An 18,397-nucleotide genomic window follows, 5' to 3' on the forward strand; every position below is an offset into this window, starting at 1 on the left:
AGGCCGTATCCGCATGCCACCCAACATCCGAACTTCGACCACCATCGAAACATTATCGTACAAACTTCGCTACTGATCGAACAGTTCTCTCCCCCAAACGGAGTTCCACCATGGACGAACAGGCGATGAACCAACAAGCCATCCATCAGGCGATCAGCGGCAGCGGTCTTCTAGTGGTGGCGCAATGGGAAGCCAGGCTGGAGGAGGCCGACCGCGTTGCCGAGATCCTGCGCGGCTTCCTCCCGCAAGCGCAGAGCGAGCCGGGCGTAAAACTGTTCCTGATCAGCCGCGCCAAGGACAATCCGGCGCAGTTCCTGTTCTACGAGCTGTTCCGCGACGAGGCCGCCTTCACGGCGCATCAGGACAGCGCGCATTTCAAGAGCCATATCGCAGGGCAGGCTCTGCCCTTGCTGGCGAAGCGCGAGCGCACGCAATATGCGCTGATGTAGAAACATGCTCGCACGGCTGCGCGCAACTAGATGATCGCGCGCAGCGGCGATTTTCGCAGGATCAACGCCGAAACGGCGAAGCTGCCGATCGCTGCCAGCGTCGTCAGCAGGATCGCCTTCGTGAGTGCGAAGAGCGGTAGTCCATGCAACAGCATGGCGAAGCCGATCAGGATCGGCGGGTGGATCAGGTAGACACCGAACGCATTGTCAGAGAGCCATTTGGCGACCGGTCCCTGCACGTCGAAATGACGGCGATAGACGGCCAGCATGAGGAGGCCCATGCCCACGCAGACCAGCGCCTCCCACAGGCACTTCCCGGCACTGACGAGATGAAGCCGCCTGAATAGAGCGCCGTCTCGCCCTCGAGGCCGCCGCCAAACAGCACCAGCGCTGCGAACAGCGGAACGGAGAGCGTGAGCGCCAGCGCTCCCCAGCGCAGACAGGAGCGCTCAGCAAGTCCCGCCATCCAGTTACCGCGATAGCCATAGGCTCCGGCCGCGAACATCAGGAGATATTGCGGCAGGTCGCCGGGATGAACATTGAGCACCGAGGTGCCGGCCTGCACGACGATGCGCACGGCAACGGTGGCCCCCGCCATGACCATCACGAAGGCGACGACCATCGGCCAACGCAGAACGACCGTCCGCTCTCGCCGGCCCGACAGGCGGATCAGGCCGTAGGCAAGCGAGAACAGGAGCAGGACGGCACAGAACCACATCGGACCGGTCTCGGACAGCCACTCGCCATCCCCGAGATGGGTTAGCCATTGATGGCCGAAGCCGCCACGCCCCCAGGTCCGTGACAGGAAATACTGCGTGAGCGGGCCGATCGCGAACATGTAGAGCAGGGTCGGCACGCCAAGCCGGACCAGCCGGTCGCGGGCGAAGGTCGCAAATCCCTTCCGGTCGCAGGATGCGGCGGCGAAATAACCGGCGATGAAGAACAGCACCGCCATGAAGAAGGCCTGGAGGAAGCTCTGGTAGATGCCGAAGAACAGCGCCGTGCCAAAGCCGGTCGCCTGCCGGTCGACATAGTACCAATTGCCGAACGGGCTGTAGGTGTCGGCTGCGTGCATGCTCAGCACCAGCAGGATCATCGACCAGCGGATGTTGTCGATGAACAGAAGTCGCGGCGCGCGCGGGCCACCGGTAACAGACTCGGCCGTTGCGCCCGACGCAATGTCGGCCATTTCAACTCCCTCCGCGCTGCACCAATTGCCATCGTCCAAGTGCAGATGCTGGCGGTTTGAGTGTGGTGCCGCATCCGTATCGCAACTAATCGGGGATGGCTCAAGTCAACCCACTCGCCGCCTCTCACGCGCAGCAACTGCGTCGGCCTTGATCCCAGCTCCGTTATAGGCACGTCACCCCGGCGTAGGATGGCCATCGACCCTAAGCTGGAAGAGGAAATATGGAGGTATGCAGGCTCCCCGTCCCTGAGGCGTCCGCGCGCAGATGAAATCGTCGCGGCAGGGCTCGGCCTGGCTACAGGCCTTCAGCGCTGCGGGTCGGACATTGTCGCGCAGGCAACTGGCAAACGGCTTTCGCGCCGCAAGGCACCGATTGAAGCCTTGTAGAATTGCAATGGTGCCGCAGGTCTCTCCTGGCCGCAGATCGGAGCACCCGCCCGAGCACATGCCGGCGGGGAAGCCAACGCTCACGCTTTCGCAAACCGCAGAGGAGCCGCAACCCATTTCTCTCTGGTCGATCAGCTTGTCCTTATGTGGATCGCGATTCCGAACCACGCGCGCCGGCTGGCAGACCGATCCCGCGATCGGCGCCTCGCGTTGGCAAACGCCGGTCCGACGGACCGTGTCATCGAGCGTAACCGCCTCGCAGCGAAAACCGGGACCGCAGGTCCATGACGCAAATGACGGATCGCCGAGCCCGCAATGGGATCCGAAACCGCCCTCGCCCTGATCAGCGTGAACCGATAGCGGGCGCGCGACGGGCGGGCGGGCACCAATTGCGAGCGCGCCCACATAGGCCACCCTCCGCGGCTGGTCGAGCAGGAAATGTGGGGATGCCCCGACAGCGATGGCATTGACGGCGTCGGTCTCGGCGCGATCGCTGCCGACGAAGTGGAACCCTGCTACCGTCCGTCCGGCATGGCAGCCACTGCACGACATATCATTCAACCTCGCCAATAGGCCGTGGGGCGAGCGGACCATGCGCGCATTCCCATAGGGCAGTTCGGTGAGCTCGTCTTCGGAGAAGATCTGGGTGAAAGGCATATTGGCGAGCCGATGTGTACCGTCGAGTGCGACTGACATCGTCTTACGAGCGAGGAACTTCTCAGGAAGCTTTGCGATGCCGTCGTCGATCGCCTGGAAATGGTCCGGCTGCCTGATCCATTCGAGCAGCTGTTCCTTGAGCGACGGGCTCGCCAATAGTCTCTGCACGTCGGGCGTATTCTCAAGCCCGGCCAGCACGAAGCGATCGTCCTCGCGCCGAAACACGCGCAAGAAATATTCGGCATAGCCCCCCATGTCGGGCCTGATCGTCGAGGGCCACCGCACGGCTTGCAGATTGAACTCGACCGACTTCAGGTGCTGCGGGTTCAGGATTCCCTCGCCGAATGCCTTGAGATCGACATTGGTGCTCCATTGGCGCGCAAGCGCGCCACACCGAGCTGAATCGCCCGGCAGGAGGAACACCACATTCGAGGTCATCGGCAAGCGCGAATAGACGTCGCCGCTCGCCTCGACCATTTTATAAGCCAGGCGATAGATCAGGCGAATCTCGCCACAGCTCCCCGGCTCGAAGACATCTCGATCCATGCGATTGATGACACCGACAAGTTCAAACCTCGCGTCAGGCGAACTGAGCCACGCCACATTAAATAACCGGTGCGGGGTCTTGATAGTCACGCCAAGCTGCGGATCAGTCGTCCTCAACTGCTCCAGATCCGCAGTGAGACTGTTGACGATCGAGCGATAGGCGAAGTTCCGATAGAGCGCCGCATTGTCGCCGCCCGCATTCGATCGGCCGAGCACGACTTCGCCGAATGTGAAACCGGCCCGCTCAACCTCCTGTAGTCGCTGTGGCTCCTCGAGGTTAAGACCTGATGCCGCGGCGGCCGAGGACGCATACAGACAAAGCGGAAATAGAGCACGCGCAATGATTGCCATGACCGCCATCAAGTCTCCCCTCAATCTACCGATCGAGATGTCGAGATTGATTGGCGTGATCGGAGCCGTCAACTCGGAGCCTCAAGCTTCAACGTTTGGGTGGTTGTGTCTCGGATTGCTCGGCCTCCATCCCAAGGCGCTAATGACTTGGAACGACCAAATGAGCTTAACGCGTAGTCGAGCACCGAAGCGGAGGTCCCTTCGCGGGCCTGCCGCACACTCGATACAAAGGTTATTCGCCGCAGTATGCTGATGTATTCTAGAACCGCGGGATATCCGGAAACGCCAGCTTGCCGGCATGCACATGCATGCGGCCGAGCTCGGCGCAGCGGTGCAGGGTCGGGAAAACCTTTCCGGGGTTGAGCAGGCCCTGCGAATCGAAGGCGCATTTCAGGCGCTGCTGCTGGTTGAGGTCGATCTCGCTGAACATGTCGCCCATCAGATCGCGCTTCTCGATGCCGACGCCGTGCTCGCCGGTGAGCACGCCGCCGAACTCGACGCAGGCGCGCAGGATGTCCGCGCCGAACGCTTCGGCGCGCTCGATCTCGCCGGGCTTGTTGGCATCGTAGAGAATGAGGGGATGCAGATTGCCGTCGCCGGCGTGGAACACGTTGGCGCAGCCGAGCTGGTATTTCTTCGACAGCTCACGGATGCGCGCCAGCGCCTTCGGCAGTGCGCCGCGCGGAATCGTACCGTCCATGCAGAGATAGTCAGGCGAGATGCGGCCCACGGCAGGGAACGCAGCTTTCCGGCCCGCCCAGAACAGATTGCGCTCGGCTTCCGAAGTCGAGATCTGGCAGGTGGTCGAGCCGCAGCCTTGCGCGATCGCCTCGACGCGCTTGATCAGCTCGTCGACCTCGACGCCGGGACCGTCGAGCTCGATGATCAGGAGCGCCTCCACATCGAGCGGATAGCCGGCATGAACGAAGGCTTCCGCGGCGTGGATCGCGGGCTTGTCCATCATCTCCATGCCGCCGGGAATGATGCCGGCGCCGATGATCCGCGCAACGCATTCGCCGGCCGCCTCGACCTCCGCAAAGCCGACCATCAATGCGCGCGCCGTCTCGGGCTTTTGCAGGATGCGCACCGTGATCTCGGTGATGACGCCGAGCAGGCCTTCGGAGCCCGTGATCACGCCCATCAAATCGTAGCCCGGGTTCTCCGCCGCTTTGCCGCCGATGCGCAGGATCTCGCCGCTCATCAGCACGATCTCGCAGCCGAGCACGTTGTTGGTGGTCATGCCGTATTTCAGGCAGTGCACGCCGCCGGAATTTTCCGCGACATTGCCGCCGATCGAGCAGGCGATCTGCGACGACGGATCGGGTGCGTAGTAGAAGCCGGCATGCGCGACCGCCTGGCTGATCGCGAGGTTGGTGACGCCGGGCTCGGTGACGACGACGCGGTTGTCGAAATCGATCTCGCGGATGCGCTTGAACTTGCCGAGGCCCAAGAGCACGCCGTCTTCCAGCGGCAGCGCGCCGCCCGAGAGCGAGGTGCCGGAGCCGCGCGGCACCACCTTGATGCCGTGTTCGGCACAATATTTCAGGACGAGCGAGACCTGCTCAGTCGTATCCGGCAGCACCACGACCATCGGCGGCTGCCGATAGGCGGTCAGCCCGTCGGACTCATAGACCCGCATCTCGGCGGCGCTGTCGATCACCCCTTCGCCGGGAACGATCGCGCGCAGGGCCGCGACGATTTCGCTGCGACGCGCCAACACGGCCTGGTCGGCTGCGGGCATCATGATGGCCATGTTACGAAACCTTCGTCCGACGGAGGAAATTGTCCCAGCAAATCAATCATGTCTTGCTGTCCTTGGGTAGGGTCCTCCGAAGGTCGCATTGCTTTGTTGCAGCGCAAGTTCTCTCTGGGGCAAGTCTGCTATCGCGAAACCTGTCAAGGTTTCGCGGCTTGTCCACCTATACCGGACCTGCCAAAACCGAGACACTCAATCTGACCCCGGGAAGAGACGAAGAGCATCCTATGACAAAACTGACTTTCGGCGCGCTGGTTGCCCTCGCCATGACTGCCGCAGCATCCACCGCCATATCAAGTGCCATGGCGCAGGACGCCGCAGCCGGCAAGACGTCGTTCAACAAGTGCCTGGCCTGCCACGCGATCGGCGAAGGCGCGAAGAACAAGGTCGGACCGGAGCTCAACGGCCTCGACGGCCGCAAGTCCGGCACCGCGCCGGACTACAATTATTCGGACGCCAACAAGAATTCCGGCATCACCTGGAACGAGGCGCTGTTCAAGGAATACATCAAGGATCCCAAGGCCAAGATCCCCGGCACCAAGATGGCGTTCGCCGGCATCAAGAACGAAAAGGAAGTCAACGATCTCTGGGCCTTCGTCTCCCAGTTCGACAAGGACGGGAAGATCAAGCAGTAACGGACCAAGCGTAGCGCAGCGAGATTTGGCGGCCGCTAATCGGCGGCCGCCTTCTCGGTCATGATCGCGGCGATCAGCGCCTCGATCTCGGACTTCACCAGGTCCGGCACCGTGTTCTGCACCATGTGGCCGAGATCGGGCAGCACGATCAGCTTCGCATTCGGCACTGTCGCGGCGAACGGGCGGGCGTGGATATTGGTGGATACCGTCTTGTCGGGCTCGCCGGCGATGACCACGGTCGGCGCAGAAATCTCGCCATAGCGCGGAGCTTGCGCGGCCACCGACGCCTTCAGCGTCACCAGATCATAGGCATTGGCGATGAACTCGCGCGGGCGCAGCAACAGCGGCGTCGCGGAGTCCTGCACGAAGCCGTCCGGCATCACCTGCGGCAGGAAGACGTTCCGCGCGCCGGGCGTTGCAAGCAGATAGCCGAGCGGCAGCGTGATGGTGTAGGCGAGCAGCGGACCGATCACCGGCGTTGCGATGATCTCATTGTAGCGCCCGACGCCGCCGCGCCAGGGATGGGTGACCGGCGCCAGCATGACCAGACCTGCGACACGATCGGCATGATCGAGCGCAAGCCGCGCACCGAGCGCCCCGCTCCAGGAATGCACCACGAAGACGGCGCGATCGATGCCGAGCTTGGCCAAGGCCTCGTCGACCATCCGCGCTTGCACCTCGGCCGTCGAATCCTTGAGCCGCGCCCGCGTGCTCCAGCCATGGCCGGGGCGATCGATCAGGATCACGCGATGCTTTTCGGCAAGGAGATCGCCGAGCGGACGCCGCATCACCTCCAGATTCGAGCTTGCGCCGTGCAGCATGACGATCGGCAAGGGCGCATCGCGCGGACCGAGATCGACGACGTGCAGCGTTGCACCGGCGACCTCGATCATCTCGCCCTGCGGCGGGAAGGCGCGCTCGACGGCCCAAACGCCGGCCAGCGTGACGACGACAAGCGCAACGAGCGCCGTCACGACGAAAAATACGATCATGGAGATGGTCCGGGCGATCCAGGGCACATGGCAGTTACGATCTCAACGTCCGGCAGTTTCTTTTCGGTGCGCGGGGCCCAGCGCCCCGCCAGTTCTGCCTGTGGATATCAATAGAATTCAACTTGGGAAAATATCAACAAAATCAATGGTCGCCGGAAAGCATGCGGCCAACCGCGCCAGTTCATGCGGCCGTCATCGCCGCGTCCATATAATCGCCACGGTCGGTTCCGCCTCTTAGGCGCGGGTGGGCGCCGATCCTCCACGCAATCCATAGGAACGCGGGAAAGACCGGCAGATTGTTCTGTTTTGGATTGGAGGGTTGTCGATGGGTTTGCGATCAAAAGATACTGCGATCGACGAGATCGTGGCGAGCTGCAGTGGTGATCTGCGCGGCGCGGTACGCGCGCTGCTCCTGATCAACGAGCATCTCGAAGCCGAGCTTGCAAAACTATATGCCGCTGCCGCGGACCGGAGCCTCGTCGAGCGCGGCGACCACATCCTGCACTAGGCGAACCTAGTCCGCGTTGTCGCCGTTCTTGTCTTCGTCGGGATCCGGTCTCGGACAGGCACGGATCGTCGATCGTGCAAGCTTGGCGTCGGCCTTGGACCTGTAGGGACCGTCGCCGAACCAGATGTCGCCGATGATGACGGGATTGCTGGTCACGATCTGGCATTTGCCGGTGGCACGGTTGCCCACCACCCAGAACAGCCCATCGGCGAGACAGGCTGTTGCGGACGCCAGCAACAACGCCCCCGCAAGGATCACGCGTTTCATTGCACGGCTCCCATTTGTGGCAGTCATGCAGCTAACCCCGGAGGCGCGGGAAAAACATCCCCTCGCCGCGAGGCTGCTCGGCGCGTGGTTAATGGCCGCGCTCCGCAGTCGCTCAAAACAACATCGAGTTGGGGGTTAGATATCCCGTCCTTCGACCTTCTCGGTCAGAGACTTGACCTGATCGGGGATCTTGTCGAGGTGCGGGTTGATGGCGAGTGCCTTGCGGTAGGCATCGAGCGCACGCTTCTCGTCGCCGATCTCCTGCATGATCATGCCGAGACCTGCGAGTGCGCCGAAATGGCGCGGCTCCCGGATCAGCACCTCCCGAATGTCGGCGAGCGACCGGCCATAATCGTTCTGCATGTAGTACAGCGTGGCGCGCCGGTTCCAAGCCTCGACATAGTCGGGGCGGAGCTTGATGACGGCATCGAGAAGCTTGATCGCGACCTCGACCTTCTGCGCATCCACGGCCGCCTTGGCCCGTGTCATCAGCAGCGCCGCCGTATCGCTGGGAGTCTGGAGCCAGATCGCCCAGATCCGCGCCTCGACATGCTTGGCGCTGGCGTCATCCGGAGCGGCCTTCAGCGCGCCGAACAGGAAATCGAGATTCTTGGTGCGATCGACCTTGGGCAGTTTGGCCGGCGCCTCGGGAAGCTTCTTCTGCTTCACAGGCGGACCCGGGGGATCATCCTGCGCGAAAGCGGGTGCGACGACCGTCAGCGCAGCCAGCAGGGCGGCCAGACGGAGAGGATGCGCGGACAAGAATCTCACTGCCATGGTGAAAGTGTAAACGCGCAAAGCCGCCCTTGCATAGCAAGGACGGCGTCAAAGTCGTGTGAGACCGTGGTCTTGCGGGGGCGCGCAGGCCCTCGGCAGGGAACTCAGCCCTGACGAGCCTTGAAGCGGCGCTGCACCTTGTTGATCACATAAACCCGGCCCTTGCGGCGGACCAGGCGGTTGGCACGGTGGCGACCGCGCAGCGATTTCAGCGAGTTACGGACCTTCATGGCAGAATCCTGAACGTTCGAAAGGCCGTGTTCGGCACTACCGTTTCGGCACGCGCGAATGTGGCAAAATGAGATCTTTCCCGCTGGCGGACCGACCGCCCGGGACGGGGCGGTTCTTAAGGCATGGCGGGAGGTGATGTCAATGTTAACTGCCCGGTTCCGAACCGGCAAATTCGTGAAAACAACCCCATGCACAGTAGAAACGGCCGGATCGGTCCAATCTGTCCATTCGCGGCCAAGCACAGGAAAGACTTTTGCAGGCTGCGGTTTTGCCTCACGCAACGCCTTGCCAAATTCGTTATATCATATAATCAATTTGGCAACCCGTCGGGAGGAAACCAATGCCGAAGCTGAAGCTGCCGAACATCGACGATGTCGTCGCAATCGACATCCACACCCATGCCGAGGAGCCCTGCGGCTGCCACCCCGACGACGGTTACGACGATTTCCAGGCGCAGATGGCGGAATACTTCAAGTCGCCGAACAAGCATCCGCCGACCGTGCCGGAGACGGCGGCCTACTACCGCTCCAAGAACATTGCCGCCGTGATCTTCCCGGTCGATGCCGAGCGCGAGACCGGCTTCCGCCGCTACAACAATTACGAGATGATCGAGGCCGCCTCCGATCATCTCGACGTCCTCATCCCCTTCGTCTCGATCGATCCGCACAAGGGCAAGCTCGGCGCGCGCGAGGCGCGCAAGCTGATCGAGGAATACGGCGTTCGCGGCTTCAAATTCCACCCGACCATGCAGGGCTTCTATGCCAACGACCGCATGGCCTACCCGCTCTACGAAGAGATCAACAATGGCGGCGCGATCGCGCTGTTCCACACCGGCCAGACCGGCGTCGGCTCGGGCATGCCCGGCGGCATGGGGATGCGGCTGAAATACTCCAACCCGATGTACATGGATGACGTCGCGGCTGACTTCCCAGACCTCAAGATCATCCTCGCCCACCCCTCCTTCCCCTGGCAGGAGGAGGCGCTGTCGGTCGCGACCCACAAGCCGAACGTCTATATCGACCTGTCCGGCTGGTCGCCGAAATATTTCCCGCCGATCCTGGTGCGCTATATCAACTCGATCCTGCAGGATAAGATGCTGTTCGGCTCGGACTGGCCGGTGATCACACCGGACCGATGGCTCGCCGATTTCGCCAAGATCGACATCCGCGACGAGATCCGGCCGAAGGTGCTCAAGGCCAACGCACGCAAGCTGCTGGGAATCTAACGAAGAGGTCAGCGTGACCATCAAAGCCGTCGTCTTCGACGCCTACGGAACGCTCTACGACATCCAGTCGGTCGCTGAGATCACCGAGGATGCGTTCCCGGGCTACGGCGAGATCATCACGCAGGTGTGGCGGATCAAGCAGCTCGAATACACCTGGTTGCGCTCGCTGATGCAGCGCTACCAGGATTTTTCCACCGTCACGCGCGACTCGCTTGCCTATACGCTGCGCGTGCTCGGGCTCGCCTATGAGAGCGACGCGTTCGATCGTGTGATCGAGAAATATCTGCATCTCGATCTCTATCCGGACGCGGCCGACGCGCTTGCAGCGCTGAAGCCGCGCAAGCTCGCCATCCTCTCCAACGGCAGCCCGGACATGCTCGACGCGCTGGTGCACAATTCCGGTCTCGACAAGCTGCTCGATGCCACGATCAGCGTCGATGCGAAGAAGGTCTTCAAGCCGAGCCCGCAGGCCTATGCGTTGATCGGCGAGGTGCTCGGTACCAGGCCTGACGAGGTGCTGTTCATCTCCTCAAACCCGTGGGACGTGGCGGGCGCCAAGGCGTTCGGACTGAACGTCGCCTGGATCGAGCGGGTGACACCGGAAGCCATGGCGCTGGCTTGCGTCGAGAGCGATCTCGTGGCACCGCTGACGATGTTCAAGGCGATCCGGACCCAGATGGACGAGCTGGGCCTTGCGCCGGATCATCGTGTCCACTCACTTTCCGAACTGCCCGAGATTGCCGCCCGCCTATGAGCATTCAATCCGTTCGCGACTTCTTCGCCGAGAAAGCCCCCGACATCACCGTGATCGAATCGTCGATCAGCTCGGCGACGGTGCCGCTTGCGGCCGAGGCCTATGGCGTCGAGCCCGGTCGCATCGCCAAGACGCTGTCCTTGCGGATCGGCGAGCGCGTCATCCTGATCGTCGCGAGCGGCACCTCGCGTATGGACAACAAGAAGGTGAAGGCGCAGTTCGGCGGCAAGCCGAAGATGCTGGGGCTCGAAGAGGTCGCCGACATCACCGGCCACGAGGTCGGCGGCGTCTGCCCGTTCGGGCTGAGGGCGCCGCTGCCGATCTATTGCGATGTGTCGCTGAAGGCATTCGACATCGTGGTGCCGGCCGCGGGCTCGACCCACAGCGCGGTGCGTATCGCACCCGACCGCATGGCCGAGCTGGTCGGCGCCGAATGGGTCGACGTCTGCGAGCACAGACCTTAGGTCGCGTCAGTCGTCGTCATCGTAATAAGGCCGCGGCGGGAGCGGCGCAGGAGGCGGCGGCATATTGTTGTAGCGCGGCGGCGCGGTCCTGCCGCGCGGCGGCGGTTGCGCCTGGTTATTGGTCTCGAACACCGCGCGGCATCCGCTCGAAAGCTGCGGCGTATTCTGCCGCAGGCAGGCAACGATGCGATTCACGTCGGGAATCTGGTCGCTGCACAGGCGCCAGACATCCGGCGTGCAGGCCATCTGTTGTTCCATGGTGCCGCGATATTCCTCGGCAGAGACGGCGCTCGTAGCGACCGTGCCGCCGATCGCAAGCGCCACACCGAGCGCAATCGGCCCTGTTCGCATGTCCCGATCCTTCTCGTTTTCTCTCAAACGCTCCTCAATCAATGAGGCGCGCGAAGGTTCTGGACCAACAACAAAATGTGAAAGCAGGGACGGAACCTATTCCACCCTGCCGATCTTCTTGACCGCCGCGATCAGCCGCGCGCTGTCGGCTGCGACGAACTGCGAAAACTCCGGCGCATCCTGATAGGCGACGAGACTGCCCGAGGCTTCGAACGTCTTGAGGACATCCGGGCTCTTCATCACCTGTCCCATCGCCTCGCGCAAACGGCCGACGATCGGCGCCGGCAGCGCGCTCTGCCCGAACAGGCCGGCCCAGATATACATCTCGACATCCTCGTAGCCGAGCTCCCGCAAGGTCGGGATGTCAGGGAAGCTCGCGATGCGCTGCGCGCCCCAGTTCGCCAGCACGCGCAGCCTGCCGTCGTCGACCTGCGGCTTCAGCGTGCCGGGCGCCGCTGCGATCGCCTGCACGGTGCCGCTGAGGATCGCGGTCAGCGCGGGACCCGCGCCGCGGAACGGCACATGCAGCAGCTTGATGTCGGCGCTGACGGCAAACATCTCCATCGCGACGTGCAGCGTGCCGTACGGACCCGATGAGCCGTAGGTGATCTGCCCGGGACGCTTCTTCGCGTCGTCGACGAACTCCTGCACCGTCTTCCAGGGTGCCGACGCCGGCACTGCAAGCAGCGTTGGATCGGCAAGCACGCGCGCGATCGGCGTGAATTGCGAGACCTCGTAGGCGGCGGGCCGGTTGAACAGCCGGTCGGCTTCCGGCAGCACCGCGAGCGAGGACAATGTCATCAGCAGCGTGTGACCATCCGGCTCGGCGCGCGCGGCCGCCGCATTGCCGACCGATCCACCGGCGCCACCGGCACGATTGTCGACGATGACGGACTTGCCGAGGATGCGCTCCAGCGCCATCGCGACGGGACGCGCGGCGAGATCGGCCTGGCCGCCGGCCGGAAACGGCACGATCATGGTGATGTTGCGCGTGGGATAGCTTTGCGCGAAGGCGGCGCGCATCAGCGCTGCTTGTGCAAGCGGCGCAAGCGCCGCGGCGCGCAAGAGATCGCGTCGGTTCATGGGCACCCCTCCCCGGTCTTTGTTGTTTCCGGCAGAGTAGCGCGACGATGCGGACGAACAAAGGTACCTCGTGCCGCATCTGTGCATTTGGTGCCAAGCGACGGCAACATTTACGAACGGTTATCCCTGCGCCTTGCCGCGCAGGAACGGATCCCGCGACGCGGTGTTGGCCTTCCGGGAGACAACGCGATGAGCGACGTTGGCCGGATCGATGGCGCGCTGGACGAGATGCTGGTGAATCTCGCCGGCATCGTGCTGCGGCTGGCAAAGCCGGATCTGACGCGAACGCCGGAAGCGCGGCGCGCGCTGGTGCTATCAGTCAATCAATACTCAGTCTGTGCCGCGCGCTCGAGCGATCCGCGGGTGCACGAGCTGAAGGTGCAGCTGGAAGAGACGCTGAAGCCGAATCTGCGCGTGATCGTGCGCGACGGAGCCATGTCCAAGGTGCCGTAGGGTGGGCAAAGCGAAGCGTGCCCACCACTTCATTCGCCGAATTGTCCCGCAAAATCCCGCATGTCCCCGCCCCAGTCAGCAGGGAGTACGCCTTGCGCGACGTAGCGATGGAAGCTGCTGGGCAACCAATCGGCTACTCGCGCAACTAATCCATGTTTCACTGGATTGAAGTGGATGTAGTCAATATGCCGTTCCAAGTCCGCGTCGTCTCGAATCGCGTGCTCCCAATAGCGGCGTTGCCAGATGCCCTTTTCTCGCTTGGTCAATTTGCTGACCGAACGGGCTCGCGCCTCCAGACCTCGCGAAAAGCCCCCCTTGATCAGATTCCATCGTGACGAAAAATCAGCGTCAACCTCCGGAAGAGCCCAAATCGCATGCAGATGGTCGGGCAAAATGCAGATTGCCACGGTCTCAAATGGGCGACGCTGCTGGACCGTTTGGTAGATTCGTCTCAAGCGATCAATCTGATCCACGAGCAACGTGCTTGAACGGTCGGCAACCACGACGGTGAAGAAGAACATGCTGCCTTCTGCTCGGCGGGACTGAGGCATTGCAATCTTCTCGGATAAAGTGGTGGGCACGGCGCAAGAGCGCCTTAGCCCACCCTACGAAAATCATTGCTCTCTCGCCAGAGAGCTACTTCTCACCGAAAGTGGTGGGCACGCTTCGCTTTGCCCACCCTACGAAACCTACTTCGCTTTGATACCTTTCTTCTTCGTTTGCCGCTTGCATGTGCCCGGCAATTTCGCCGCGAGAAACTCGGCAAGCACCTCGACGCGCGCCGGGCGCGGGCCGCCGGGCGGGGTGACGAGATGCACGGCGCCTTCGGCCTGCTTCCAGTCCTTCAGGATCACCTCGACCTCGCCGGAGGCGATGGCGTCGCCGACGATGAATTCGGGCAGATCGGCAATGCCGAGCCCCGCGAGCAGCGCCGGCATCACCGCCTCGCCATTGTTGACGCGCAACTGCCCGGCCGGGCGCACGCTCGCCTGCTCGCCTGCCGCATTGGCGTAGTGCCAGATGTTGGGCGTGGAGAGATAGGCGTAGCTGAAGCATTTGTGCTCGGCCAGATGCATCGGATGCGTCGGCCGGCCGTGACGCTTGAGATAGGACGGCGCGGCGACCGTGTAGCGCGGCATGGTGAAGAGCCGCCGCGCGATCAGCGAGGAATCCGGCAGCCGCGCGATGCGCAGCGCGGCATCAAAGCCTTCGCCGATCAGATCGACGGTAGCATCGCTCAAATGCAGATCAACCGAGACCTCCGGATAGGTCTGGAAAAACTCCGGCAGCAAAGGCGCAACCGCTTTCACGCCGAAGGTCATGGGCACAGCGAGCCGCACCAGCCCGCGCGGCGCGACGGATTGCGCGAGCGCCTCGTTCTCCGCCGCCTCGCCATCGGCCAGCAGGCGCGTTGCCCGTTCGGCGAGCTTGTGTCCAGCGTCGGTCAGCGCGAGCCGCCGCGAAGTGCGGTTGAACAGCCGCGCGCCAAGCCGCTCCTCCAGCCGCGTCACCGCCTTGGAGACGGTCGCCTTCGACATCGCAAGCTCGCCGGCGGCGGCCGCAAACGACCGCAATTCCACGACTTTTGCGAAGATCGCGAGCGCCTCGAAATCCGGGAGTTTTGCCATGGGTGCCGCCCCGTAAGTGACGTTTATGGAAACAATATGTTTCGACAGTTTCTATTTCTATACCACAGGCGGAGGCATATCCAGGGGGTCATCAGACATTTAGGGAATGGAGAAATCCAATGACCAAGAAGCTCTCAGGCAAGGTTGCCCTCGTCACCGGCGGCTCGCGCGGCATCGGCGCGGCCTCCGCCCGCGCTCTCGCCGACGAAGGTGCCGACGTCGCCATCAGCTACGTCGCGTCGCCCGACAAGGCCGAAGCCGTCGTCGCCGAACTGAAGACCAGGGGCGTGAAGGCGCGTGCCTTCAAGGCCGACCAGGCCTCGGTCGCTGACGTCGAACAGCTCGTGAAGGACGTCGCCACGGAATTCGGCCGTCTCGACATTCTCGTCAACAATGCCGGCGTCGCCGCCGGCGGCGCCATCGACGATCCCAAGGCCGACACCGCCGCACTGGCGCGCCTCGACGCCGTCAACGTGCATGGCGTGATTGCGGCGATCCGCACCGCTTCGCAGGTCATGGGTGAAGGCGGCCGCATCGTCACCGTCGGCTCGATGCTCGCCGACCGCGCCTCGTTCCCCGGTCTAGCCGACTACGTCGCTACCAAGGCCGCGGTGGTCGGCTACACCAAGGGCGCAGCCCGCGATCTCGGTCCGCGCGGCATCACCGTCAACGTGGTGCAGCCCGGCTCGATCGATACCGACATGAATCCGAAGGATGGCGGCGAGTTCGCCGAGACCCAGCGCAGGCAGCACGCGCTGCAGCGCTTCGGCCGCCCGGAGGAAGTCGCAGCCGGCGTCGTCTTCCTGGCGAGCCCGGAAGCCTCCTTCGTCACCGGCACCGTGCTCAACGTCGACGGCGGCTTTGGCGCCTGATCGCGACGTCAACCATTCAAGCAAGGAACCACGCACATGATCGAACTCAGACCTTTCGCAAAGCTCGGCAGCGCCGACCACGGCTGGCTCAAGGCCAAACATCATTTCTCCTTCGCCAGCCACTACGATCCCGACAACATGGGACACGGCGCCTTGCGCGTCTGGAACGATGACGAGATCGCCCCGAACACCGGCTTTCCCGCCCATCCCCACGCCAACATGGAAATCATCACCTATGTGCGCGAGGGCGCGATCACCCATCAGGACAGCCTCGGCAACAAGGGCCGCACCGAAGCGGGCGACGTGCAGGTGATGAGCGCCGGAAGCGGCATCCGCCACTCCGAGTACAATCTCGAGCCGACGAAGACCAAGATCTTCCAGATCTGGATCGAGCCGGTCGGGCGCGGCGGCCAGCCGACCTGGGGGTCAAAACCGTTTCCGAAGGCAAGCCGCAACGGCAAGCTCGTCACCATCGCGAGCGGCTTTCAGGCCGACAAGGAGGCGCTGCCGATCCGCGCCAATGCGCGCGTGCTCGCGACCACGCTGAAGGCCGGCGAGAGCGCTAAGTATGAACCGCAGGCATCGCGTCACCTCTACCTGGTGCCGGCCGCCGGCGCAGTCGAGGTCAACGGCGTGCGCGTCAATGCCCGCGACGGTGCTGCGATCAGCGACGAGGCCAGCCTGAAGATCACCGCGCTGGAAGATTCCGAGCTGGTGCTGGTCGACGCGGCGTAAGGCAGCCACATCATCCGCCATCATTCCGGTCCGATGCTTCGCATCGCCCCGGAACGACGGAGCAATCACGAACACTCACTGATCCCCAACCGGAGACCACCCATGGCTAAAGTTCTCGTCCTCTATTACTCCGCCTACGGTCACATCGAAGCAATGGCCAACGCCGTCGCCGAAGGCGTGCGCGAGGCCGGCGCGACCGTCGACATCAAGCGCGTGCCGGAGCTCGTGCCGGCCGAAATCGCCAAGGCCTCGTATTACAAGGTCGACCAGGCCGCGCCCGTCGCCAAGATCGAGGAGCTTGCGAATTATGACGCGATCATCGTCGGCACCGGCACCCGCTTCGGCCGCATGTCGTCGCAGATGGCAAACTTCCTCGACCAGGCCGGCGGGCTCTGGATGAAGGGCGCGCTGCACGGCAAGGTCGGCGGCGCCTTCACCTCGACCGCAACCCAGCATGGCGGCCAGGAGACGACGCTGTTCTCGATCATCACCAACCTCCTGCATTTCGGCATGGTGGTTGTCGGCCTGAATTACGGGTTTGCCGGCCAGATGAAGCTGGACGAAGTGACCGGCGGTGCACCCTACGGCGCCACCACGATCACCGGCGGCGACGGCAGCCGCCAGCCCAGCGCCAACGAGCTCGCCGGCGCGCGCTATCAGGGACGCGTGATCGCGGAAACCGCGACCAAGCTGCATGGCTGATGCGTTCGGGGCGGCATTCTCTTTTGCGAGATGCCGCCCCATATCGGCGTGCAGGAACAACGCATGGCTTTCGAAATTCTCCTGATGGCGCAGATGATCCGCAAGCCCGTGCAGGCGCTGGCGCGGCGCTGGTATTGCCGCAGCCTGTTCCGCGCCTCGCGCGGCCGGCTGCATTGCGCCGAATTCACGGGGCAGTGAAGCGCGCGTGACTAGCGGGGCGGCTTGCCCATCGCGCGGTTCGCAAGCGCGGCGAGCCGCGGGTGGCGGCGCAGCCCCTGGGCTGCATGATCGCGCAGTACATGGGGCACGCCGCGCCAGGACAGCGCGACGCTGACGTCGGTCAGCGGGAGCGGCACGGCGCCGAAGCGGCGCTTGTAGTCGTGATTGCCGATGCTGAGGTCGAAGCGGCGTACGCCCTGCTGGTGCAAGGCCGCCATCGTCCGCTCGGTCACGAGCAGACCCGGCGAGCAGGCTGACCACGGCCTGCCGGCGTTGCTGATGCGCAGCAGACAATAGGTCGCGCCGAATCTCAGGCCCAGCGACGTCGCGATGATGCCCTCGTCGCACACCAGCGCAGAGACGATCGCATAGCCTTCTGCAACGCCCTGCCGGACCACCTCGCGATAGAATTTCGCGTGGTTCTCATCGCTGAGGACGAACTTGAGCCCGAGCTGCTTCATGCGCTGCTGCTGCTGGATGTCCATCGCATCGAGCAGCCTCAGCGCGTGGTCGACATCGGTCGCGATCTCGAATCGCGCGCCGGCGTGACGGTTGAAGACGCGCCAGCAGCGTGGCAATTGCATGCGCTTGATCGAGGTGCGGTAGTCCGAATAATCGTCGCCCGTCAGCACCAGATTGCCGTTGAGCGAACAGGATCCGACGCGGCCGAGCGACACCAGCGGGTTCGGCTTGCCGCCCACATAGGCCGGCATCTTCTGCAGGCGCAACAGATCGAAGCGATCCGGCAAGGCGCGCAAGCCATTGACCAGCGCATCGCCGATGGCGCGCGCGCCGGCCGCATCGCATGCGGCATCGGGCGCCAGGATCGGCGCGTTGTTGTCGGACACGCCGAGATCGGCGAACTCGACGATGCGCACGCCGCCCTTGCTGCGGCTGATCATCGGCACTAGCGCGATGCCGCTGCCATTCGCGGCATCCGAGATCACGGCGATCAGCGGCGTCGCGTCGCGGAATGCGTCGTACCAGGCGGCGAGCCAGTCGCCTTGCTGGAATGCCGTGCGATGGCCTGCACCCAGGCGCAACGCGGCCTGCTTCCAGTCGCGCACGAAATCGATCGCGATCCCGGACGCGCTGGTCACCCGACCGTCTAGTTGCTCGACGCTGAGAAACGCCATCCGCCCTGGGCACATAGTTGCTGAACGTTT

General features: G+C 63.5%; 24 protein-coding genes. 11 read left to right on the forward strand and 13 right to left on the reverse strand.

The annotated features are described in order from the left end of the window. The first annotated feature begins 110 nt into the window (after nucleotides 1-110). Entirely contained in the window at nucleotides 111-449 is a 339-nt protein-coding gene (locus NLM33_RS21815) for a putative quinol monooxygenase (RefSeq protein ID WP_254098575.1), read from the forward strand. A gap of 26 nt (nucleotides 450-475) precedes the next feature. On the opposite strand, the gene NLM33_RS21820 is transcribed toward NLM33_RS21815, so the two are convergent. The 4 genes from NLM33_RS21820 to NLM33_RS21835 form a co-directional block, all read right to left on the reverse strand. Beyond that, nucleotides 476-688 carry an acyltransferase family protein gene (locus NLM33_RS21820; RefSeq protein WP_254098577.1) on the reverse strand — a complete coding sequence of 71 codons (213 nt, stop codon included), beginning with the start codon at nucleotides 686-688 and terminating at the stop codon, nucleotides 476-478. Next, nucleotides 634-1,638, reverse strand: coding sequence for an acyltransferase family protein (locus NLM33_RS21825; RefSeq protein ID WP_254098578.1), 1,005 nt, complete (start codon nucleotides 1,636-1,638; stop codon nucleotides 634-636). The genes NLM33_RS21820 and NLM33_RS21825 overlap by 55 nt, the downstream gene beginning before the upstream one ends. 174 nt (nucleotides 1,639-1,812) lie before the next feature. Continuing rightward, on the reverse strand, nucleotides 1,813-3,588 hold the full coding sequence (locus NLM33_RS21830; RefSeq protein WP_254098579.1) for a hypothetical protein: 1,776 nt from the start codon (nucleotides 3,586-3,588) through the stop codon (nucleotides 1,813-1,815). A gap of 250 nt (nucleotides 3,589-3,838) precedes the next feature. After that, nucleotides 3,839-5,332 carry an FAD-linked oxidase C-terminal domain-containing protein gene (locus NLM33_RS21835; RefSeq protein WP_254098580.1) on the reverse strand — a complete coding sequence of 498 codons (1,494 nt, stop codon included), beginning with the start codon at nucleotides 5,330-5,332 and terminating at the stop codon, nucleotides 3,839-3,841. A 230-nt stretch (nucleotides 5,333-5,562) separates the two neighbouring features. Here NLM33_RS21835 and cycA point away from each other — a divergent pair, with 230 nt between their 5' ends. Beyond that, complete coding sequence (gene cycA / locus NLM33_RS21840) at nucleotides 5,563-5,970, forward strand: cytochrome c-550 CycA (RefSeq protein WP_254098581.1); 408 nt, start codon at nucleotides 5,563-5,565, stop codon at nucleotides 5,968-5,970. Between the two features lie 35 nt (nucleotides 5,971-6,005). Here cycA and NLM33_RS21845 read toward each other — a convergent pair whose 3' ends face one another. Then, on the reverse strand, nucleotides 6,006-6,962 hold the full coding sequence (locus tag NLM33_RS21845; protein WP_254098582.1) for an alpha/beta fold hydrolase: 957 nt from the start codon (nucleotides 6,960-6,962) through the stop codon (nucleotides 6,006-6,008). A gap of 325 nt (nucleotides 6,963-7,287) precedes the next feature. On the opposite strand from NLM33_RS21845, the gene NLM33_RS21850 reads away from it, so the two are divergent. Further along, nucleotides 7,288-7,470: a hypothetical protein gene (locus tag NLM33_RS21850; protein WP_254098584.1), complete on the forward strand. Its 183-nt coding sequence runs from the start codon at nucleotides 7,288-7,290 to the stop codon at nucleotides 7,468-7,470. Nucleotides 7,471-7,476: 6 nt separating this feature from the next. Here NLM33_RS21850 and NLM33_RS21855 read toward each other — a convergent pair whose 3' ends face one another. The 3 genes from NLM33_RS21855 to ykgO all read right to left on the reverse strand — a co-directional run bounded on the left by NLM33_RS21855 (nucleotide 7,477) and on the right by ykgO (nucleotide 8,744). After that, nucleotides 7,477-7,737: a hypothetical protein gene (locus tag NLM33_RS21855; protein ID WP_254098586.1), complete on the reverse strand. Its 261-nt coding sequence runs from the start codon at nucleotides 7,735-7,737 to the stop codon at nucleotides 7,477-7,479. 135 nt (nucleotides 7,738-7,872) lie between these two features. Further along, nucleotides 7,873-8,514 carry a tetratricopeptide repeat protein gene (locus NLM33_RS21860; protein WP_254098588.1) on the reverse strand — a complete coding sequence of 214 codons (642 nt, stop codon included), beginning with the start codon at nucleotides 8,512-8,514 and terminating at the stop codon, nucleotides 7,873-7,875. A 104-nt stretch (nucleotides 8,515-8,618) separates the two neighbouring features. Continuing rightward, entirely contained in the window at nucleotides 8,619-8,744 is a 126-nt protein-coding gene (gene ykgO, locus NLM33_RS21865) for a type B 50S ribosomal protein L36 (protein ID WP_006611362.1), read from the reverse strand. Between the two features lie 341 nt (nucleotides 8,745-9,085). Between ykgO and NLM33_RS21870 the strand changes: the two genes are divergently transcribed. The 3 genes from NLM33_RS21870 to NLM33_RS21880 are packed head-to-tail and all read left to right on the forward strand — an operon-like array spanning nucleotide 9,086 to nucleotide 11,188. Continuing rightward, entirely contained in the window at nucleotides 9,086-9,970 is an 885-nt protein-coding gene (locus tag NLM33_RS21870) for an amidohydrolase family protein (protein WP_254098590.1), read from the forward strand. A 13-nt stretch (nucleotides 9,971-9,983) separates the two neighbouring features. Then, on the forward strand, nucleotides 9,984-10,724 hold the full coding sequence (locus tag NLM33_RS21875; RefSeq protein WP_254098592.1) for a haloacid dehalogenase type II: 741 nt from the start codon (nucleotides 9,984-9,986) through the stop codon (nucleotides 10,722-10,724). Continuing rightward, nucleotides 10,721-11,188: a YbaK/EbsC family protein gene (locus tag NLM33_RS21880; protein WP_254098594.1), complete on the forward strand. Its 468-nt coding sequence runs from the start codon at nucleotides 10,721-10,723 to the stop codon at nucleotides 11,186-11,188. Before NLM33_RS21875 ends, NLM33_RS21880 begins: the two co-directional genes overlap by 4 nt. A 6-nt stretch (nucleotides 11,189-11,194) precedes the next feature. Here the strand turns inward: NLM33_RS21880 and NLM33_RS21885 are convergent, their stop codons facing one another. Both NLM33_RS21885 and NLM33_RS21890 read right to left on the reverse strand, forming a co-directional pair. Beyond that, nucleotides 11,195-11,539, reverse strand: coding sequence for a hypothetical protein (locus tag NLM33_RS21885; RefSeq protein WP_254098596.1), 345 nt, complete (start codon nucleotides 11,537-11,539; stop codon nucleotides 11,195-11,197). A 96-nt stretch (nucleotides 11,540-11,635) separates the two neighbouring features. Further along, the gene (locus NLM33_RS21890; RefSeq protein ID WP_254098599.1) at nucleotides 11,636-12,622 is read right to left on the reverse strand and encodes a tripartite tricarboxylate transporter substrate binding protein; all 987 of its coding nucleotides are present in this window, start codon (nucleotides 12,620-12,622) and stop codon (nucleotides 11,636-11,638) included. A 189-nt stretch (nucleotides 12,623-12,811) separates the two neighbouring features. Between NLM33_RS21890 and NLM33_RS21895 the strand changes: the two genes are divergently transcribed. After that, nucleotides 12,812-13,075 carry a hypothetical protein gene (locus tag NLM33_RS21895; RefSeq protein ID WP_254098601.1) on the forward strand — a complete coding sequence of 88 codons (264 nt, stop codon included), beginning with the start codon at nucleotides 12,812-12,814 and terminating at the stop codon, nucleotides 13,073-13,075. A 29-nt stretch (nucleotides 13,076-13,104) separates the two neighbouring features. Here the strand turns inward: NLM33_RS21895 and NLM33_RS21900 are convergent, their stop codons facing one another. Together NLM33_RS21900 and NLM33_RS21905 are read right to left on the reverse strand one after the other, a co-directional pair. Further along, nucleotides 13,105-13,596 carry a transposase gene (locus tag NLM33_RS21900; protein ID WP_305880492.1) on the reverse strand — a complete coding sequence of 164 codons (492 nt, stop codon included), beginning with the start codon at nucleotides 13,594-13,596 and terminating at the stop codon, nucleotides 13,105-13,107. A 168-nt stretch (nucleotides 13,597-13,764) separates the two neighbouring features. Then, nucleotides 13,765-14,703, reverse strand: a complete 939-nt coding sequence (locus tag NLM33_RS21905; protein ID WP_254098605.1) for a LysR family transcriptional regulator — start codon at nucleotides 14,701-14,703, stop codon at nucleotides 13,765-13,767. Between the two features lie 119 nt (nucleotides 14,704-14,822). On the opposite strand from NLM33_RS21905, the gene NLM33_RS21910 reads away from it, so the two are divergent. The 4 genes from NLM33_RS21910 (at nucleotide 14,823) to NLM33_RS49295 (ending at nucleotide 17,210) form a co-directional block, all read left to right on the forward strand. Beyond that, nucleotides 14,823-15,575 carry an SDR family NAD(P)-dependent oxidoreductase gene (locus NLM33_RS21910; RefSeq protein ID WP_254098607.1) on the forward strand — a complete coding sequence of 251 codons (753 nt, stop codon included), beginning with the start codon at nucleotides 14,823-14,825 and terminating at the stop codon, nucleotides 15,573-15,575. A gap of 36 nt (nucleotides 15,576-15,611) precedes the next feature. After that, nucleotides 15,612-16,310, forward strand: a complete 699-nt coding sequence (locus NLM33_RS21915) for a pirin family protein (protein WP_254098609.1) — start codon at nucleotides 15,612-15,614, stop codon at nucleotides 16,308-16,310. Nucleotides 16,311-16,412: 102 nt separating this feature from the next. Further along, nucleotides 16,413-17,012, forward strand: a complete 600-nt coding sequence (gene wrbA / locus NLM33_RS21920) for an NAD(P)H:quinone oxidoreductase (RefSeq protein WP_254098611.1) — start codon at nucleotides 16,413-16,415, stop codon at nucleotides 17,010-17,012. Nucleotides 17,013-17,075: 63 nt separating this feature from the next. Beyond that, entirely contained in the window at nucleotides 17,076-17,210 is a 135-nt protein-coding gene (locus tag NLM33_RS49295; protein ID WP_256570540.1) for a hypothetical protein, read from the forward strand. An 11-nt stretch (nucleotides 17,211-17,221) separates the two neighbouring features. On the opposite strand, the gene NLM33_RS21925 is transcribed toward NLM33_RS49295, so the two are convergent. Beyond that, nucleotides 17,222-18,367, reverse strand: coding sequence for a GNAT family N-acetyltransferase (locus NLM33_RS21925; RefSeq protein ID WP_254098613.1), 1,146 nt, complete (start codon nucleotides 18,365-18,367; stop codon nucleotides 17,222-17,224). Between the last annotated feature and the right edge of the window lie 30 nt (nucleotides 18,368-18,397).

Origin of the sequence: Bradyrhizobium sp. CCGUVB1N3, from assembly GCF_024199925.1 — a bacterium.
GTDB lineage: Bacteria > Pseudomonadota > Alphaproteobacteria > Rhizobiales > Xanthobacteraceae > Bradyrhizobium.

What these genes read in the sequence shown, in the direction of transcription:
- cycA (WP_254098581.1), top strand. Translation starts at nt 5,563, where the DNA reads ATGACAAAACTGACTTTCGGCGCGCTGGTTGCCCTCGCCATGACTGCC.
- NLM33_RS21890 (WP_254098599.1), bottom strand. Translation starts at nt 12,622, where the DNA reads ATGAACCGACGCGATCTCTTGCGCGCCGCGGCGCTTGCGCCGCTTGCA.
- NLM33_RS21835 (WP_254098580.1), bottom strand. Translation starts at nt 5,332, where the DNA reads ATGGCCATCATGATGCCCGCAGCCGACCAGGCCGTGTTGGCGCGTCGC.
- ykgO (WP_006611362.1), bottom strand. Translation starts at nt 8,744, where the DNA reads ATGAAGGTCCGTAACTCGCTGAAATCGCTGCGCGGTCGCCACCGTGCC.
- NLM33_RS21910 (WP_254098607.1), top strand. Translation starts at nt 14,823, where the DNA reads ATGACCAAGAAGCTCTCAGGCAAGGTTGCCCTCGTCACCGGCGGCTCG.
- NLM33_RS21870 (WP_254098590.1), top strand. Translation starts at nt 9,086, where the DNA reads ATGCCGAAGCTGAAGCTGCCGAACATCGACGATGTCGTCGCAATCGAC.
- NLM33_RS21880 (WP_254098594.1), top strand. Translation starts at nt 10,721, where the DNA reads ATGAGCATTCAATCCGTTCGCGACTTCTTCGCCGAGAAAGCCCCCGAC.
- NLM33_RS21850 (WP_254098584.1), top strand. Translation starts at nt 7,288, where the DNA reads ATGGGTTTGCGATCAAAAGATACTGCGATCGACGAGATCGTGGCGAGC.
- NLM33_RS21855 (WP_254098586.1), bottom strand. Translation starts at nt 7,737, where the DNA reads ATGAAACGCGTGATCCTTGCGGGGGCGTTGTTGCTGGCGTCCGCAACA.
- NLM33_RS21900 (WP_305880492.1), bottom strand. Translation starts at nt 13,596, where the DNA reads ATGTTCTTCTTCACCGTCGTGGTTGCCGACCGTTCAAGCACGTTGCTC.
- NLM33_RS21845 (WP_254098582.1), bottom strand. Translation starts at nt 6,962, where the DNA reads ATGATCGTATTTTTCGTCGTGACGGCGCTCGTTGCGCTTGTCGTCGTC.
- NLM33_RS21915 (WP_254098609.1), top strand. Translation starts at nt 15,612, where the DNA reads ATGATCGAACTCAGACCTTTCGCAAAGCTCGGCAGCGCCGACCACGGC.
- NLM33_RS49295 (WP_256570540.1), top strand. Translation starts at nt 17,076, where the DNA reads ATGGCTTTCGAAATTCTCCTGATGGCGCAGATGATCCGCAAGCCCGTG.
- NLM33_RS21925 (WP_254098613.1), bottom strand. Translation starts at nt 18,367, where the DNA reads ATGGCGTTTCTCAGCGTCGAGCAACTAGACGGTCGGGTGACCAGCGCG.
- wrbA (WP_254098611.1), top strand. Translation starts at nt 16,413, where the DNA reads ATGGCTAAAGTTCTCGTCCTCTATTACTCCGCCTACGGTCACATCGAA.
- NLM33_RS21885 (WP_254098596.1), bottom strand. Translation starts at nt 11,539, where the DNA reads ATGCGAACAGGGCCGATTGCGCTCGGTGTGGCGCTTGCGATCGGCGGC.
- NLM33_RS21860 (WP_254098588.1), bottom strand. Translation starts at nt 8,514, where the DNA reads ATGGCAGTGAGATTCTTGTCCGCGCATCCTCTCCGTCTGGCCGCCCTG.
- NLM33_RS21825 (WP_254098578.1), bottom strand. Translation starts at nt 1,638, where the DNA reads ATGGCCGACATTGCGTCGGGCGCAACGGCCGAGTCTGTTACCGGTGGC.
- NLM33_RS21905 (WP_254098605.1), bottom strand. Translation starts at nt 14,703, where the DNA reads ATGGCAAAACTCCCGGATTTCGAGGCGCTCGCGATCTTCGCAAAAGTC.
- NLM33_RS21830 (WP_254098579.1), bottom strand. Translation starts at nt 3,588, where the DNA reads ATGGCGGTCATGGCAATCATTGCGCGTGCTCTATTTCCGCTTTGTCTG.
- NLM33_RS21895 (WP_254098601.1), top strand. Translation starts at nt 12,812, where the DNA reads ATGAGCGACGTTGGCCGGATCGATGGCGCGCTGGACGAGATGCTGGTG.
- NLM33_RS21815 (WP_254098575.1), top strand. Translation starts at nt 111, where the DNA reads ATGGACGAACAGGCGATGAACCAACAAGCCATCCATCAGGCGATCAGC.